Below are 15,639 nucleotides of genomic sequence, written 5' to 3'. Positions count from 1 at the left end.
TTGTTTAAAGAGAAAAAAGAGCGATGGCAGATATAGTAAATGAATTTAACGATTACCGTTCCAGGATGAACGATCGTATCCTGGAAGACAACAATAAGATTATAAAACGTATATTCAACCTGGATACCAATGCCTATATGGCAGGGGCCCTCGATGTACGTACCAAGGAGCTTCTCGGATTGGTGGCTTCGGCAGTGTTGCGTTGTGACGACTGTGTGAAATACCACCTGGAGAGTTGTCATAAGGAAGGACTCCGTGGAGAAGAAGTCATGGAAGCCCTCGGGATTGCAACTTTGGTAGGAGGAACCATTGTAGTTCCGCACCTGCGAAGGGCTTATGAGTTCTGGGATGCCCTGGAAGCACGGGAGCGGAAATAGAAGAAACTCCCGAAAAGACAAAAGGTCTTCGGGATACGAAAACAGAAGGGCGTTAAAGTATGCCTAAAGAGGAGCCTGTGTGCGGGGTCCGGAATGTTTTTTCTTATTTTTACTTGCTAAGTAAGATTACACATGAAGCTGAGAGCGGAAAATATAATGAAGTCCTACAAAGGGCGACAAGTGGTAAAAGGAATTTCACTGGAAGTTAACCGCGGTGAGATCGTCGGGCTTCTCGGGCCCAACGGCGCCGGGAAAACAACCTCTTTTTATATGATTGTGGGGCTGATCAAACCTAACGGTGGAAAGATCTACCTCGACAATCTGGATATTACCAGGTACCCCATGTACAAAAGAGCGCAGAACGGTATCGGTTATCTGGCCCAGGAGGCATCGGTATTCCGTAAACTGAGCATCGAAGAGAATATTCTTAGCGTGTTGCAGCTTACCAAGCTCTCCAAAAAAGAACAGCAGATGAAGGTGGAAGCCCTTATCGAGGAATTCGGACTGGGACACATCCGCAAAAGCAGGGGAGACCTGCTTTCGGGAGGGGAGCGAAGACGGACAGAAATCGCAAGGGCGCTGGCCACCGACCCCAACTTTATTCTGCTGGATGAGCCGTTTGCAGGGGTCGATCCCGTCGCAGTGGAAGATATTCAGCGAATTGTCGCACAGCTCAAAAACAAAAATATCGGTATTCTTATTACCGATCATAACGTACAGGAAACCCTGGCCATCACGGAGCGCTCCTACCTCATGTTCGAAGGAAGTATACTTAAAGCCGGAGAGCCGGAAGAACTGGCCGCCGACGAAATGGTCCGAAAAGTATATCTCGGGCAGAATTTTGAACTTCGTCGTAAGAAGCTCGATTTCGATAGTCAGTAATCCCTATTTACACGTTATTTATAGCTCCTCGTGGCTACAGATATAATACCCCGGAACCTGGTGCTTATAGACGTTATTTTTCCGGATTACCTCACTGTCCGACGTTTTTTAAGTTATAATTTATTGTTATTGTTTTTTTTTGTTGATAGATTTTTGTTATATGTTGAGTGTCCCCTATTCGTAAAGAATGACTTCGGGATGGTATCCGGCTTTTTATAATGTATTTGTTCTTAGCAAGGTATCACGCTGTTTCGGGTAGGATAGATAAAGAAATAATGGTTTCTTTCGGGGCAGTCCCCGGTTTTTTTCAGGTGATTATTTCAAAAATAACGGTTGAAAATATTCATAACCTGTTAATAAATATCTTTCTGTAAAATTCAGAATTAAGATATATTTGTAGTGAACACAAGAAATCTCCTTTTGCGCATACTTTACGGAAGGAGTCTTAAAAACTAACAGATGAAGTTTATTGTATCCAGTTCGTATTTATTAAAGCAACTACAGGTTTTGGGAGGGGTAATTAACAACAGTAATACCCTGCCTATCTTAGATAATTTTTTGTTTGAATTAAGCGGAGAAAAGCTTACGGTTTCGGCTTCGGACCTGGAAACTACGATGAGCGCTGTGTTGGATGTGGAGTCTGAGAGCGAGGGGAGTATAGCCGTGCCGGCGAGATTGTTACTCGATATCCTGAAAACTTTCCCGGAGCAACCGCTTACTTTTGTAATGGAAGATAACAGCACGATCGAGATCAGTTCGAACCACGGTAAATATGCCCTGGCCTATGCAGATGCTTCCGAATTTCCTAAAACCGTAGAACTTACCGATCCGAGTGCTACGGCTATCGTAGGGGATGTTCTGGCCACAGCTATAGCAAAGACTATTTTTGCTGCGGGGAATGATGACCTTCGCCCGGTGATGAGCGGAGTGTTCTTCCAGTTCTCTCCGGAAAACCTCACTTTTGTGGCTACCGATGCGCATAAACTGGTAAAGTATCAGCGTACCGATCTTTCTGCAAGTGAAGTAGCGGAATTTATCATGCCCAAAAAACCGTTGAACCTTCTTAAAGGTATACTCGGAGGTAGTGAAGCTGAAGTAAAAGTGGAGTATAACGAGAGTAATGCAAAATTTACTTTTGACAATGTAGAGTTAGTGTGCCGCCTTATAGATGGTAAATACCCGAACTACGAAGCTGTAATTCCAAAAGAAAACCCGAACAAACTGAATATCCACAGAACACAGTTCCTGAATTCGGCACGAAGGGTGAGCATTTTTTCGAATAAGACCACACACCAGATCCGTTTGAAAATAGCAGGTGCCGAACTCAATATCTCTGCGGAAGATATCGATTACAGTAACAAGGCAGAAGAAAGGCTGACCTGTGAATATCAGGGAGACGACATGCAGATAGGCTTCAATTCAAGATTCCTGATCGAAATGCTCAACAACCTGGCTTCTGATGAGGTGTCTCTGGAGATGTCTTTGCCAAACAGAGCAGGTATCCTTACCCCGGCAGACGGACTTGATGAAGGAGAGTATATTACCATGCTGGTGATGCCGGTAATGCTTAATAACTAAGAACTGTTTTTAGTTATATATATATGGGCCGTCCCGGAAAGGGACGGCTTTTTTTATAGGGAAAAAGGGATTGATGCCTGGTATACCCGGCAAAATCAGAATTTTAGTATCTTTAACAGAAGAACTAAACGCGCTAACCTAATCAGCAGATTATTCATTGAGACTTTTAGAAATTATTATAAAGAAAGAGGATAAGGAAGCCCTTGAAAAAATCCTTGATGTCGAAGAAGTTATTGAGAAGTGGATTTCGGAAACCGTTGATGAGAAATTGGTTGTCAAGGCGCTGATACGCGATGAGCACACCAAGGAGTTACTGAACGATCTGGAAAATAAATCGGATTGCCGTGTGGTTATTCATCCCGTAGAAGGCGTGTTGCCCAAACCGGAATCTGTCGAGAATAAAGAGGACAAAACCATAGGTTTCGGAAAATTTATTGCAATAAGTAAAGAAGAACTCTACAGTGATGTTGACGAACCTGTGAGCCTGTCCGCCAATTTTATCCTCATGGTAGTGCTGTCTTCTTTTGTAGCCGGGATAGGTATACTCAAAGATAACGTAGCAATCATTATCGGGGCTATGGTGATCGCACCCTTTCTGGGGCCGAACATGTCTATGGCATTCGGGACTACACTGGGAGATCTGAAAATTATAAAAAAGTCTATGATTACCGGTGTGGTTTCTACTTTGATAGCACTGGTTATTTCGTTTTTCTGGGGAATGCTTGCCGGAGATGTCGGCAATATTACAATGGATCCTAAACCGAGTATCGAAGACATTATTCTTGCCCTGGTATGTGGTTTTGCGGGAGTAATCTCTGCATTGGGTGGACAGGGAGGTTCCCTGGTAGGTGTTATGGTGGCAGCGGCATTGGTGCCTCCCCTGGTAAGAGCCGGACTTTTGCTGGGCGGAGCTTATTATACCGATGCGTTGAATTCCTTTGTTATATTTGCTACCAATATTATCTGCCTGAACATAGCCGGGATCATTACGTTTTACCTGGCCGGGATACAGCCGGGAAAATGGTGGGAAAAAGAGAACGCCAAAAAGAAAACCCGGAATGCTTTTCTGATCTGGTCCCTGGCCCTGGCCCTGATTATTATAGCGGTTTTTCTGATACGAAAGCTGGGCGGAGACGAATAGAACGATAGCAATACCCATAAAAAAGTGCCTGCATCAGGCACTTTTTTTAGATCGGTTGCGGCCCTGTCGGAAGACCGTAAAAATTCTATTTTTATTTTGTCCCGGTAGTATCTGTTTTTTCCAGTTCCCTGATCTGACGGACGTATTCGTCTAATGCTTTTCCGTATTTGGAAGCAGCTACCTCCGGAGTGAGGGAGTTGTTTATAGTATCCAGGTACTTCAGTCTGGCGTTGGCAGCGTCGGCAAGCGCAACGTAGGGTGCAACGTATGAGTCTTTATTACCAAGAGCAAAATTGAGGGTGTACAGGTAACTTCTGGTCATATTTTTCCCGGCAAGCTGCGCCAGCGAGTCCCGTTTTACGGAATCATTCCCTACTCTTAATTGCTCGGCTACAAGTTCGAGGTTTTTTTCGCGAAATCTGCTCATCATTTTTTCGTACTCTTCCAGCTTCTTCTGTGTTTCGGAACCTTCGATACGGGCTTCCGCAGAAAAGTAATCCCAACTCGTATTGATGGTGATATCTCCCTTTTCCCCGAAAAACATCAGGCTGGTATCCTGGTTAATGCTGTTATGCCGGTTTACGGAGAGGTAAAATATTTCCGGATCTTCTATTTCCGTAGTGAAATCGAAATTACTGTTGCCATCTACAACGAGAGAATCCAGCGTGACCAGCGTAGAATCCTTTACCTTTTGAAGATAGATTTTGCCTTTTTTCAATCCCTTTACCTGTCCGGTCAGATGCATGACATTTTCATTTCGGTTACAGGAAAGAAGCAGTAACAGGCCGGCGGCAACGGCTAAAGTCTTGTTTACGGATATCATATTTTTTTACAAGATTAGATTAGAGGTGCAAATATCTTTATTCTGTTTTATATATACTACACTGTCGAAGCAATTTCCATAAGCCATGCGCACAACATGGCTCCGTAAGTACCCACTGCATATCCGAATACGGCGAGCAGTACCCCTACGGTAGTCAGAGAAGGGTGAAAGGCGGCGGCAACTACAGGGGCGGATGCAGCTCCTCCGACATTGGCCTGGCTGCCCACCGCGAGGAAAAAATAAGGAGCTTTGATCCACTTGGCCACCAGAATAAGCAATCCGGCATGAATGGTCATCCAGACAAGCCCGATAGCCAATAGCCCCGGATTGTCAAAAACCGTGCGCAGATCCATTTTCATTCCTATGGTAGCCACCAGGATATAAATACATACACTTCCTATTTTGCCGGCTCCCGCACCCTCGTAATTTTTAGCTTTGGTAAAAGATAATACAATACCTATTGCGGTGGCTATGGTAATCATCCAGAAAAACTGGGACCCAAAAGAAGAAAGCGCATTTTTTCTGTCGTTTACAGCCTCAAAAGTAGAGGTCAGGAATGCGGATATTTCGTTGGCTCCCCAGTGCGCTATGCCTACGGCGGTGAAAGCTATGGCCAGTATAATCATCAGGTCGGTGAGCGAGGGCGTCCTGGTTACTTTGGCAGAGAAAGCCATTACCTTGTTTTTGAGCTCTTCGATAGCGGAGTCATCTGCTTTGAGCCACCGGTCTATCTGTTTGTTTTTTCCGATACCGAAAAGGATAACCGCCATCCATAAATTAGCTACTACAATATCGACCAGTACCATGGCACCGTATTTCTCATTGTTGAAGTGAAAAATTTCCAGCATGGCAGCCTGGTTGGCACCTCCGCCTATCCAGCTTCCGGCTATGGTGGCCAGTCCCCGCCATACGGCATCAAATCCTGCGCCGCCTACCGTATCCGGAGATACGATCGAAATGAGGAGGATAGCCAGGGGACCTCCTATGATGATACCCAGAGTTCCTGTAAAAAACATGATCAGGGCCTTTGGTCCCAGGTTAAAGACAGCCTTAAGATCAATACTCAGGGTCATCAGTACCAGGGCTGCAGGCAGCAGGTATCGGCTGGACATATAATACAGGTTCGATATCCTGTAATCGATAAGTCCCAGAGAATTGAAAATGGCCGGAACCAGATAGCACATTAAAAGCGAAGGAACAATTTTGTAAAACTTGTTCCAGAATCCGGTGGGGCGCGAAGATGTATAAAAAACAAATCCGAGGGCCAGCATCAGCAGGCCGAATACTATAGTGTCGTCTGTAAAAACAGGAGTGCTGTTCATATAAAAAGGTGGTTATTTTGCGGCAAAATACGAAAATACCACAGAACACCCCGAAAGTTTTATATTTTTTCGCAGGTTTGGCATTCCCGTTGAAGCATCGTATTCATCGCTACAGAGAATGGCCGGTTTTTATGGTAGTATCTGCTTTATATATTGTGCCACACCGTCTTCTTTATGATGTACGGTAACCGCTTTGGCTACAGCTTTGACCTCATCCCTCGCGTTGGCCACAGCTACTCCGTGCCCTACGGCAGCGATCATTTCCGTATCGTTATAGTTATCGCCAAAAGCAATAGCCTCTTCGATGGGGATGTCGAAATGTGTAAGCAGTTTTCGGATTCCGGTGAGTTTGGAAACTTCTTTACTGGCTATTTCTATATAGGTGTCTTTGGATCTGTAGAGGTGTAGTTCTTCTCCGAGGTGTCGGCTGAAGTAAGTAAAGGCTTTTTCGATCAGGTTGGCATCTCCCATACAGGTTATTTTATGAGCGCCCTTTAGCGAGGGTTCCCAGGTCTTGAGTACATCCCGGTTTGATTTTATTTCCGGACTGATTCTCGTGTTGTTCTCCTCGCGTTTTGCCCAGTAATCATAGGCTTCTACGTACCAGGAGTCCGCGTTGAACAGGCTGATATGGAATTTTCCTTCCGAATTATTTTCGTTGTACGCGACAATTTGTTTTACCGTACTCAGGGGGATCTCTGTAGAATGAATGGGCTGGTCGTCTACCAGGACCAGAGCTCCGTTATAGCAGATCAGGGGAGTATTCCGGATACCGAGTTTTTCCTGGAGATGATACATCTGTTTGGGCATCCTTGCCGAAACCAGGATTACGGGGATCTCTTCGCGTATACGCTGTATTTCACTTACGGTAAGTTCGGAGAGGTCCCTTTCTGCATTCAGTAATGTACCGTCGATATCAGAAAAAAGTATTTTATAAGCCATAACTGCCATACGTATATTTTGCAGCGCAATAAAGCGAATATATCCGGGATATCAAACTTCGGGGAAGTGATTTTTGTGATGTTTCTAACGCTGTTTTTGTTTGATATCCGTTTTAGAATACGTCAGATCGATTTGCCCGGAGAGATCAATCTTTTATAAGGAGTATCTCTTGTCCGTTCTGGCGCAGGAGTACCCCTACTACAGTGTCGTATTCATCGGTTTCGAATTGTAATACCGCAAGAATATTTTTATAAAAGAACTGATGTTTCCCGGTATAATACAGGGGGAATTCGGATTGTCCTTTGATCCTGGCATAGAGCTGGTTGTTTCTGGTAGCTATTTCCATGTCCAACCCCGCACCGTTGTTTTCGAAATGCCCGGTATACGCACGGAGCTTTTCTGTGGATATTTCCTTAACCGCCGGTGTGATAAAAAACTGACGGCTTTCCGGTGAGGCCAGGTACATCGCAAGATCGTCTACGGGGTTGATCCCCGAGTTGGTCATTATGGCGACAACCCTTTTCTTTTCCGGGTTGATAGCCAGAAACGAACGAAAACCGCCCGTGGCACCGTCGTGGAAAGCTATCGATCCCTCGTAATTCCAGGCAAGACCATGCTTTTTCGAAAACCTGTCCGTATAATGTGTTTTAAGACTAAGGGCGGCAGCTTTTTTTAGCGGGTTTTCCGGAGCAAGGTAAGATACGCCGTAATGCAGCAGGTCTCCGATATTAGCTTTTACGGCTCCGGCACCTGCCAGTGCTTTAAAGTCCCAGGGGCTTACCGCTGTAGTATTTCGATATCCCGTAGCACGGTACATCTCCTGTTCGACGGGTATATGTACGTAAGTGTGTTCCAGGTTTAGCGGTGCCAGTACATTCTTTTTTAGCAAGGTACCGTATGCTGTTTTTTCGTGATAAGCAAGAAGTTCTCCCAGTAAGCCCATGCCCAGATTCGAATAAAAAAAACGTGTACCGATATAAGTAGGTTCATAGTGTTTCAGGAAAGAAAAAAGTGCTTTTCTGTCGTAGGTCTTATAAGGGTTTTCCGCAGCTGGGGGATTCATGTTTCCCGGAAGTCGGGGCATACCCGAGGTGTGTGTGGCCAGATGCTTCAACGTGATAGGAGTTCCTTTTTTATCCCGTAACTTTATGGTGTCAGGCAAAAGGGTGTCTGCCGGAAAATCAAGGCTGAGTTTGCCTTCGGAAACATATTTTGCCAGGAGCAGGGTCGTATAGGTTTTAGTGACAGAGCCCGTTTCGTAAAGCGTATTCTTATCGGCTTTTTCTCGTCGTTCCGTATTTTTAAATCCGTAGGTGAAATACATCGCTTTCCCGTTTTCCCACAAACCTAAAACTACAGAGGGATACACGCCGTTATCTACTCTGGTCTTAATTTCTGTTTTTACAGGTTCCGGTATCTGGGCGAAGCACCACTGGCCGGTGAGAACCAATAGTACGAGGGCAGGCAGGTGCCTCATCGTTTTTATCCTTATCATAAATCATCGTTGTTGGTAGCAATCCGATTCGGATAGCAAAGTTAATAATGTTAAAGTTGTGTTGGGAATTCCTGACGTTTTTTTCTTCATTTCGGAGATATTATCCATGGTTTTTGTATCTTTTTTGAGATAATTCAGGTTTTTGTGCGTCAATACGGGAGTTTATCTCGTTTTGAACAGCAGTACGCTTTGTCCGAATTTAGGAAAGGGATGGCATTATTGACAAAGTTGTTTTATTTTTGATGCTTCAAGGAGTAGGTATGATATCTAAAACTAATAGGATGCGAAAAGTTGTTATGTTGTTGCTGCTGTTTACCGTTAATGTGTCCCAGGCAGACCATGTGGTTTGGGGTCCTACAGGACACCGGGTGGTAGGAGAAATAGCATCGCAATACCTCAGTGGAAAGGCCAAGCGAAAAATAGCCCGCCTGTTACATGGTCAGGATCTGGCCGTAGTAGCAAATCATGCAGATGAAATCAAATCCGATAACCGATACCGCGAATTCGGGGCATGGCATTATGTAAATATTGCTCCCGGAAAACAGTACGGGGAAGAAAGTCCGAGCGAGCATGGCGACCTGGTAAGCGGTATTGAGCGATGTATCCATGTTATCAAGGACGAACACAGCAGTGAGGAGGACAAGGTTTTTTACCTGAAACTGCTCATCCATTTTATAGGAGATCTTCATCAGCCGCTCCATGCGGGAAAAGCAGAAGATAAGGGAGGAAATGATATACAGGTACGTTGGTTTAACAGTGGTACCAATCTGCATAGTGTGTGGGATTCTAAAATGATCGATCAGTACAAAATGAGTTATACCGAAATTGCCGATAGTTATACGGATATTTCCAGACAGGAGGTGAAAAAGATACAGGAAGGCTCCGTGCTGGATTGGGTTGCCGAATCCCGTAATCTGGCAGATGAGGTTTACGCCTCTGCTGAAATCGGTGAGAAACTCGGATATCGTTATATGTACGAACACTTCAGTACCGTGAAAATACAGCTCCGAAAAGGTGGGCTTCGCCTGGCGCGCGTACTGAACGATATCTTTGGTTAGGGTATGGGATTACTGAGATCTATGGTTTTGGCATAGATTTTGTAGTGTCAATATTGAAGACTAAAAGCAAGGAAATTAATACCGATATCCCGGTCGTATTAAAGGCAGTGATTGGTTTTCTATTCGGGGAGATAAAAAAATAAGTAACGTCCGCTTTATGCGGGCGTTTTTTGTTGATGCTCATGTGGGGATATTGATGTTTCGGAAAGTGAGATTGATCCGGGGTTCCAGATCTTTTGTTGTTTTCGGAATCTGGTGAAGCCAATGGTGTTGTGTAGCACCTTTCATGACTAAGAGACTTCCGTTTTCCAGGAGCAATTTATAACGGAGTGTTTTGTCTTTTTTGTATTTGAAATGAAAATAACGCTCTTCCCCGAAGCTCACAGAGGCAATAACAGGATTGATGCCCAGTTCTTTTTCATCATCGGCATGCCAGCCGTTACTGTCCCGGCCATTGCGATACAGGTTCAGCAGGCAGGACGTAAAGGGATGTCCGGATAATGTTGATATGGTTTCTTTTATCGCAGCCAACTCCGGAAAGAATGGGTGCGGGTGCATCGTGATCCCGGAATAAGAATACGGCGCAAGGTTATCGCCATAAAGTGCGGTGAGACGTGGCTGCGGATGCGTTTTGCCGAAGATACGGATCTCATCCTGTTGCCACAAAACCTTGTGTTGCAGGGTGCGGAAATAAAAACCGGATTCTTCCTCCGAAAAGACCTCGGGGTAATACCAGACCTCGGCATTCTGTAGCGGTAGTCGGAGTGTGGATTTTTTATACAGGGTCACAGATCTTGTGGGGTTTAAGGTTGTAAAACTTACCAGCTGAATACGGCCTGGAGTTCATTGCGATACTCTGAAGGACTCTTCCCGGTAAATGCTTTGAACGACTTGTTGAAATGCGAGAAATTATTAAACCCGCTCTCCAGGCAGATCTCCGTAATACTCATGGGCTTTTCCGCCAATAATTTGGATGCGTGTACCAGTCGGTATTCGTTGACGAATTTTGTAAACGTCTTATTGTTGATCTTCTTGAAATAACGGCAAAACGAAGGTACTGTCATACTTACCAGTTCGGCGACCTCATCGAGTGTGATCTGTCGCTGGTAATTGTCCTTGACGAAATTGAATATCCTGTTGATTCTTTCGTTGTCCTGGATTTCGGTTTCCATGGAAAAGCTTTCGGCGTTGAGAATTTTGTACTCTTTGGAATCCTGAAGTTCATGAAGGACACTCAGAATGGTGAGCAGTCTGTTGAACTGTGATTGCATGGACATGCCTTCTATTTTCTTTCCGATTTCCTTTTTGGTGTCCCCGTAAAAGGCAATTCCTCCGCGGGCACGGTCAAAAATGGTCTGAATGTTTTTCATTTCCGGTCGTTCGAGAAAATCGTTTCCGAGAAAATTGGGTTTCATCTGTATCACCGTTTCGCTTTTATTACCCGTGAGCTCATCGGTAAAACCACAATGCGGAAGATTGCTGCCTATCAGGATAAGGTCGCCTTCGGTATAATAGGATATATGACTGCCTATCTGGCGTTTTCCAGCCCCTCCGTTTACATATACCAGTTCAATTTCGGGGTGGTAATGCCATATCCGGGCCTTGTTGTTTTTTTTCTGACTGTACCTCGTATAGGAAAAAGAATTTCCGAAAGAGGGGTGAATGACCTCAAATGAAGGCTTTAGGCTCTTTAACTCCATAATAGTATCATTTTTGAGTGAAAAATTATCAAAAATAAATCGGTGATTTTGACGATTTCTATACAAAGTTAATAATAATATATGAAATATTAACCATAACATTAAGTTAACATTGAACTCAGGGTAAAATAGCATATATATTGGAAAATTTAATAGTTGTGAGGGCATAGCTGCTATAGTAATTTTACATCGTCAACAAAACCTAATCTGTTTAATTAAAAAAAATGCTGTTATGAAAAAGTTAACCAAGATCAGTATCGTTGCCGCTTTAATGTTTATGGTGGTGAACGTCAGCGCTAAGACAGGAGAAATTGACTTCTCATTGGAAGTTAAGGGGTATGAAGGGAAAACTGTAAGTTTTGTTGTTAACAACGTGCAGAAATCCGTAGGACTCTCCCTTATCGACAGAAACAATCGTGTATTGTATGCAGAGAACATCGAAGTAGACGGAGAGTACAAAAGAACGTACAACTTTGACAGATTGCCCGAAGGACAATATTTTCTTGAAGTAGAAAGTGCAACGAAAGTAAAAAGGTATCCTATAGTGGTAGATGCCTATTCGGCTAAATTATACTATGAAGCGAACAACGAAATGTACAAGCCCATCGTTTCGGTAAGGAAAAGTATGGTTTACGTAAACCTGCTGAGCCTGGACAAAGCTCCGCTTCATATCGAGGTTTATGATGCCGATAGTAACCTGCTTTATCAGGAAACCCTGAAAGGAGCTTACGAACTGGGAAAAATGTATGATTTCTCCAATGTAAACAACGGAACATACACCCTTATAATGACACATAAAAACAAGACTTTTACCGAAAAGATCAAAACGGCGAAGTCCTGATATTAAAGAAGAAGAAAAAGATTAATAACATTGGGTTTTTTAATAGATTGATTGATTTTAAAGCGAAAGAGGCTGCGAGTATTTGCAGCCTCTTTTCGTATTGATATTTTTATGGTTATTATCCCGGCTATTTCTCCGTACTTCTGAGGTATTCGAATTTACGGAACCGCAAGGCTTCCCAGTCCTTGTTTATCGTTAATGTTTCGACACTGTCATAGGCATTCCGGGTGAGTGGGGCCCAATCGTAATGGTCTGTGATGTCGGTGGTATATTTCTCCGATACGGTTCTGGGGTGTGCGATCCACAGGACCACATCGTCCTTGAGTTTGGGACCGAGGGTGAGCATTTGTTTTTCGAATTCCTTAACGGTAGTTACAAAAACCAGGGCAAATTCTACCTTGTTGACCTGTACAAGAGACTCGTATATCTCAATATCTACAAGTTCGGCAAGTTGTTTGGAAAAACCTTTGGGTTCGTTCAGTACCAGGATTTCCTTTTGATTTTCCAGTTTTAATTTTTGAAACAGGTTTTTCATATATTTTGGAATTGCTTAGGGTTTCGGGCAAAAAAGCACGCCTCATAAAGATATGAAAAAAACGCTGCTTTGCAAAGCAGCAGTACGCCTATCCGGTCTTATGCCCGATTCGGAAACCGCGTGTGACCTGCAAAATATGGTTAAGTTAGTCGGGATAAAATACGGTTAAGGTCTTTCCTGCAACTTTCAGCGAGCAAAGGATGTGCTATAATTTGCGGGATATGATCGGGAATGGGGTTGTAGAGCAGGGAGAACACCTCCCTGATACTGAATCGTTCCGGATCATGGTGAAGTATTTCAACAGGGTCGCCTGTTTTAACAGTGCCGGGTTGCAATACTCGGAGGTAGATACCGGGGTAGGCATGGGTAATAAAATCCTTAAGCACACCCTGGTTACCAAATTTAACCCCGAGTTTATAACAGGGCTGTCGGGGTTGTGTGACCTGTACCGTAGCATTTCCGATTTGCAGGGTATCTCCGATATGCAATACGGATTCGTCCAGGCCTTCTATAGTGAGGTTTTCACCAAACATCCCCCAGTTCCAGTCCAGCTCCGGATAACGTTTTTTCCAGTACGGATAATGATTGGCGGCAAAAGCATAGCAAGCCTTGTCTGTTCCGCCATGATGCTTTCTGTCTGTAACCGTATCGCCGGCTACATCTTCTTTTTCGAGCATAATAGGATAGGAAACAGGGGTCTTGTAAATACCTGTCTGGACCTCTTTTCCTCCCCATAAAATGGTTTTTGGGGTGGCGATATTGACAGCGATAACTTTCATAAGCATAAAATCAAGGTATAGGAGTAAAATTACGATGAAAAAACGAATGATCTTACCGAACCTAAAAAATATATCTGATACACTAAAAAAGCCGCTTCGTCAAATGGGCGAAGCGGCTTGCAATTTGAAGACAGGGAAGAACTTCCCGGTTTGCTGTGCTATTTAATCATTTCGAAACTTCTCCTGATAAAATTCGTGAGTTCTTCCCCTTTGAGCAATCCTTGTGAAAGTCTGGCCAGGTCCAGCGATTGTTTAATGAGCCTTTCCTGTTTGGCTTTGGTCTTTGTATTCAGGATCTGCGATACCAGTTCGTTGTTGGTATTAACCACCAGGTTATACATCTCCGGCATATTGCTCATACCGAACATACCTCCGCCAGTAGCATTCATCTCTTTCATACGACGCATGAATTCCGGTTGCGTAATGAGGAAGGGAGCTGCGTTACTATCCATAGCTTCCATTTGTACCGTGTATTTTTCTTGAGGTACGGATTCCGAGATAATACCTTTCAGTTTATCTTTTTCTTCGTCGGAGAGTTTGGAGATTTTCTCTTCGTCTTTCTTGATGATGTTGTCGATGGGTTCGGCATCTACACGGACAAAAGATATGTTTTCTTTTTCGGTTTCCAGTTTTTGTATCAGGTGGGCTACGATAGGGGAGTCCAGAAGTAATACTTCATAGCCCTTGGTACGCGCTTCTTCTATATAACTGTGTTGCTCTTCCTTGTTGTTGGTGTAAAGAACAACCAGTTTACCGTCTTTGTCGGTCTGATTGTCCTTCAGTTTTTCCTGAAGTTCTTCGAAAGTATAGAATTTGTCGTCAACCGTAGGATAGAGTGCAAATTTGTCTGCTTTTTCAAAGAACTTTTCCTCGGAGAGCATACCGTATTCTATAACGATTTTGATATCGTTCCATTTCTTCTCAAAATCCTCCCGGTTGTCTTTAAACAGGGAGCTCAGTTTGTCAGCAACCTTTCTCGTGATATAGTTGGAGATTTTCTTTACATTGCCATCGGCCTGAAGGTAACTTCGTGAAACGTTCAGCGGAATGTCCGGAGAATCGATAACACCCCTGAGCATAGTCAGGAATTCTGGTACGATACCTTCTACATTGTCGGTGACAAAAACCTGATTCTGATAGAGTTGTATCTTGTCTTTCTGTATGCTGAGCTCGTTGGTGAGCTTGGGAAAGAACAGGATACCCGTAAGGTTAAACGGATAATCGACATTCAGGTGAATGTGAAACAAAGGCTCTTCGAACTGCATGGGGTATAATTCCCTGTAGAAATTTTTATAGTCCTCATCGGTAAGGTCAGAGGGCTGCTTGGTCCATGCGGGTTCCGTATTATTGATGATATTGTCGACTTCTTTTGTAGGAGCCGGGTCCTCTTCTTTGGCATCTTCGGGTTTGGGAAGTGTCTCGGTCCTTGTGCCGAATTTGATAGGAACGGGCATGAACTTGTTGTACTTGACCAACAGTTCACGTATTTTATTTTCTTCGAGGAACTCGGTAGAGTCATCGGCAATGTGAAGAATGATCTCCGTACCCCGCTCTTTTTTATCGGCCTCCTCCAGGGTAAACTGCGGGCTGCCGTCGCAGGTCCAGTGTGCGGCAGGAGCATCGGTATAGGACTTGGTGATAATCTCTACTTTTTTGGCGACCATAAAGGCGGAGTAAAATCCGAGTCCGAAATGGCCGATGATCCCCGTGTCTTTAGAGTCTTTATACTTTTCGAGAAACTCTTCCGCTCCCGAAAAGGCAACTTCGTTAATGTATTTTTGTACTTCATCTGCCGTCATTCCGATCCCCTGATCCAGAATATGCAGTTTTTTACCTTCCTTGTCAATCCTGACTTCAATAACAGGATTTCCGTATTCGACTTTAGCCTCCCCGATGCTGGTGAGGTGTTTTAGCTTTAAAGTGGCATCCGTAGCATTGGAAATAAGTTCCCTCAAAAAGATCTCATGATCGCTGTACAAGAATTTCTTGATAAGCGGAAAAATATTCTCTACAGATACATTAATATTTCCGGTTGTCATCGTATTTAGATTTTAAGTGATTTTCCGGTTAGCGCAATTTCAAAAAAAGTACCAATAGGGGACAAGGTGACAAAGTGACATTTTAGTGGAATACCTTAGGGCCTGTTAACGGCCGATCAGAAAAGTA

At 43.9% G+C, this 15,639-nt stretch carries 15 protein-coding genes; 6 read left to right on the top strand and 9 right to left on the bottom strand.

All coding sequences use genetic code 11. The annotated features are described in order from the left end of the window. Positions 1-23 precede the first annotated feature (23 nt). From BT112_RS01435 to BT112_RS01420, 4 genes are all read left to right on the top strand, one after another. On the top strand, positions 24-377 hold the full coding sequence (locus BT112_RS01435; protein WP_072315509.1) for a carboxymuconolactone decarboxylase family protein: 354 nt from the start codon (positions 24-26) through the stop codon (positions 375-377). Between the two features lie 132 nt (positions 378-509). Next, positions 510-1,259 carry an LPS export ABC transporter ATP-binding protein gene (lptB, locus tag BT112_RS01430; RefSeq protein ID WP_072315508.1) on the top strand — a complete coding sequence of 250 codons (750 nt, stop codon included), beginning with the start codon at positions 510-512 and terminating at the stop codon, positions 1,257-1,259. Between the two features lie 459 nt (positions 1,260-1,718). Continuing rightward, complete coding sequence (gene dnaN, locus BT112_RS01425) at positions 1,719-2,837, top strand: DNA polymerase III subunit beta (protein WP_072315507.1); 1,119 nt, start codon at positions 1,719-1,721, stop codon at positions 2,835-2,837. Positions 2,838-2,994: 157 nt separating this feature from the next. After that, a complete protein-coding gene (locus BT112_RS01420; protein ID WP_072315506.1) occupies positions 2,995-3,978 on the top strand; it encodes a TIGR00341 family protein in 984 nt (327 codons plus the stop codon). A gap of 91 nt (positions 3,979-4,069) precedes the next feature. On the opposite strand, the gene BT112_RS01415 is transcribed toward BT112_RS01420, so the two are convergent. From BT112_RS01415 to BT112_RS01400, 4 genes are all read right to left on the bottom strand, one after another. Then, a complete protein-coding gene (locus BT112_RS01415) occupies positions 4,070-4,801 on the bottom strand; it encodes a DUF4369 domain-containing protein (protein WP_072315505.1) in 732 nt (243 codons plus the stop codon). Positions 4,802-4,857: 56 nt separating this feature from the next. After that, positions 4,858-6,123, bottom strand: coding sequence for a DUF819 family protein (locus BT112_RS01410; protein ID WP_072315504.1), 1,266 nt, complete (start codon positions 6,121-6,123; stop codon positions 4,858-4,860). A 129-nt stretch (positions 6,124-6,252) separates the two neighbouring features. After that, entirely contained in the window at positions 6,253-7,065 is an 813-nt protein-coding gene (locus BT112_RS01405; protein ID WP_072315557.1) for a Cof-type HAD-IIB family hydrolase, read from the bottom strand. Positions 7,066-7,210: 145 nt separating this feature from the next. After that, a complete protein-coding gene (locus BT112_RS01400) occupies positions 7,211-8,560 on the bottom strand; it encodes a serine hydrolase domain-containing protein (RefSeq protein ID WP_083564721.1) in 1,350 nt (449 codons plus the stop codon). A 281-nt stretch (positions 8,561-8,841) separates the two neighbouring features. Between BT112_RS01400 and BT112_RS01395 the strand changes: the two genes are divergently transcribed. Further along, positions 8,842-9,618, top strand: a complete 777-nt coding sequence (locus tag BT112_RS01395; protein WP_072315502.1) for a S1/P1 nuclease — start codon at positions 8,842-8,844, stop codon at positions 9,616-9,618. 180 nt (positions 9,619-9,798) lie between these two features. Here BT112_RS01395 and BT112_RS01390 read toward each other — a convergent pair whose 3' ends face one another. Next, a complete protein-coding gene (locus BT112_RS01390) occupies positions 9,799-10,407 on the bottom strand; it encodes an alpha-ketoglutarate-dependent dioxygenase AlkB family protein (protein WP_072315501.1) in 609 nt (202 codons plus the stop codon). Positions 10,408-10,436: 29 nt separating this feature from the next. After that, positions 10,437-11,318 (bottom strand): AraC family transcriptional regulator, encoded by an 882-nt coding sequence (locus BT112_RS01385; protein WP_072315500.1) that lies wholly within the window; start codon positions 11,316-11,318, stop codon positions 10,437-10,439. A gap of 232 nt (positions 11,319-11,550) precedes the next feature. Here BT112_RS01385 and BT112_RS01380 point away from each other — a divergent pair, with 232 nt between their 5' ends. Then, the gene (locus tag BT112_RS01380; RefSeq protein WP_072315499.1) at positions 11,551-12,159 is read left to right on the top strand and encodes a hypothetical protein; all 609 of its coding nucleotides are present in this window, start codon (positions 11,551-11,553) and stop codon (positions 12,157-12,159) included. A gap of 127 nt (positions 12,160-12,286) precedes the next feature. Here the strand turns inward: BT112_RS01380 and BT112_RS01375 are convergent, their stop codons facing one another. From BT112_RS01375 to htpG, 3 genes are all read right to left on the bottom strand, one after another. Further along, the gene (locus tag BT112_RS01375; RefSeq protein ID WP_072315498.1) at positions 12,287-12,694 is read right to left on the bottom strand and encodes a hypothetical protein; all 408 of its coding nucleotides are present in this window, start codon (positions 12,692-12,694) and stop codon (positions 12,287-12,289) included. Positions 12,695-12,834: 140 nt separating this feature from the next. Further along, positions 12,835-13,473 (bottom strand): MOSC domain-containing protein, encoded by a 639-nt coding sequence (locus BT112_RS01370; RefSeq protein WP_072315555.1) that lies wholly within the window; start codon positions 13,471-13,473, stop codon positions 12,835-12,837. Between the two features lie 158 nt (positions 13,474-13,631). Continuing rightward, positions 13,632-15,512, bottom strand: a complete 1,881-nt coding sequence (htpG, locus tag BT112_RS01365) for a molecular chaperone HtpG (protein ID WP_072315497.1) — start codon at positions 15,510-15,512, stop codon at positions 13,632-13,634. Positions 15,513-15,639: the final 127 nt, after the last annotated feature.

The sequence above is a fragment of the Sinomicrobium oceani genome, from assembly GCF_900119185.1.
Taxonomy (GTDB): domain Bacteria; phylum Bacteroidota; class Bacteroidia; order Flavobacteriales; family Flavobacteriaceae; genus Sinomicrobium; species Sinomicrobium oceani.
This window is presented reverse-complemented; position numbering and strand designations above follow the sequence as displayed.

Bases quoted from the DNA above. Each gene is read 5' to 3' on its own strand.
- BT112_RS01405 (WP_072315557.1), bottom strand. From the start codon at position 7,065: ATGGCTTATAAAATACTTTTTTCTGATATCGACGGTACATTACTGAAT.
- lptB (WP_072315508.1), top strand. From the start codon at position 510: ATGAAGCTGAGAGCGGAAAATATAATGAAGTCCTACAAAGGGCGACAA.
- BT112_RS01380 (WP_072315499.1), top strand. From the start codon at position 11,551: ATGAAAAAGTTAACCAAGATCAGTATCGTTGCCGCTTTAATGTTTATG.
- htpG (WP_072315497.1), bottom strand. From the start codon at position 15,512: ATGACAACCGGAAATATTAATGTATCTGTAGAGAATATTTTTCCGCTT.
- BT112_RS01370 (WP_072315555.1), bottom strand. From the start codon at position 13,473: ATGAAAGTTATCGCTGTCAATATCGCCACCCCAAAAACCATTTTATGG.
- BT112_RS01375 (WP_072315498.1), bottom strand. From the start codon at position 12,694: ATGAAAAACCTGTTTCAAAAATTAAAACTGGAAAATCAAAAGGAAATC.
- BT112_RS01395 (WP_072315502.1), top strand. From the start codon at position 8,842: ATGCGAAAAGTTGTTATGTTGTTGCTGCTGTTTACCGTTAATGTGTCC.
- BT112_RS01400 (WP_083564721.1), bottom strand. From the start codon at position 8,560: ATGATAAGGATAAAAACGATGAGGCACCTGCCTGCCCTCGTACTATTG.
- BT112_RS01415 (WP_072315505.1), bottom strand. From the start codon at position 4,801: ATGATATCCGTAAACAAGACTTTAGCCGTTGCCGCCGGCCTGTTACTG.
- BT112_RS01435 (WP_072315509.1), top strand. From the start codon at position 24: ATGGCAGATATAGTAAATGAATTTAACGATTACCGTTCCAGGATGAAC.
- BT112_RS01385 (WP_072315500.1), bottom strand. From the start codon at position 11,318: ATGGAGTTAAAGAGCCTAAAGCCTTCATTTGAGGTCATTCACCCCTCT.
- dnaN (WP_072315507.1), top strand. From the start codon at position 1,719: ATGAAGTTTATTGTATCCAGTTCGTATTTATTAAAGCAACTACAGGTT.
- BT112_RS01410 (WP_072315504.1), bottom strand. From the start codon at position 6,123: ATGAACAGCACTCCTGTTTTTACAGACGACACTATAGTATTCGGCCTG.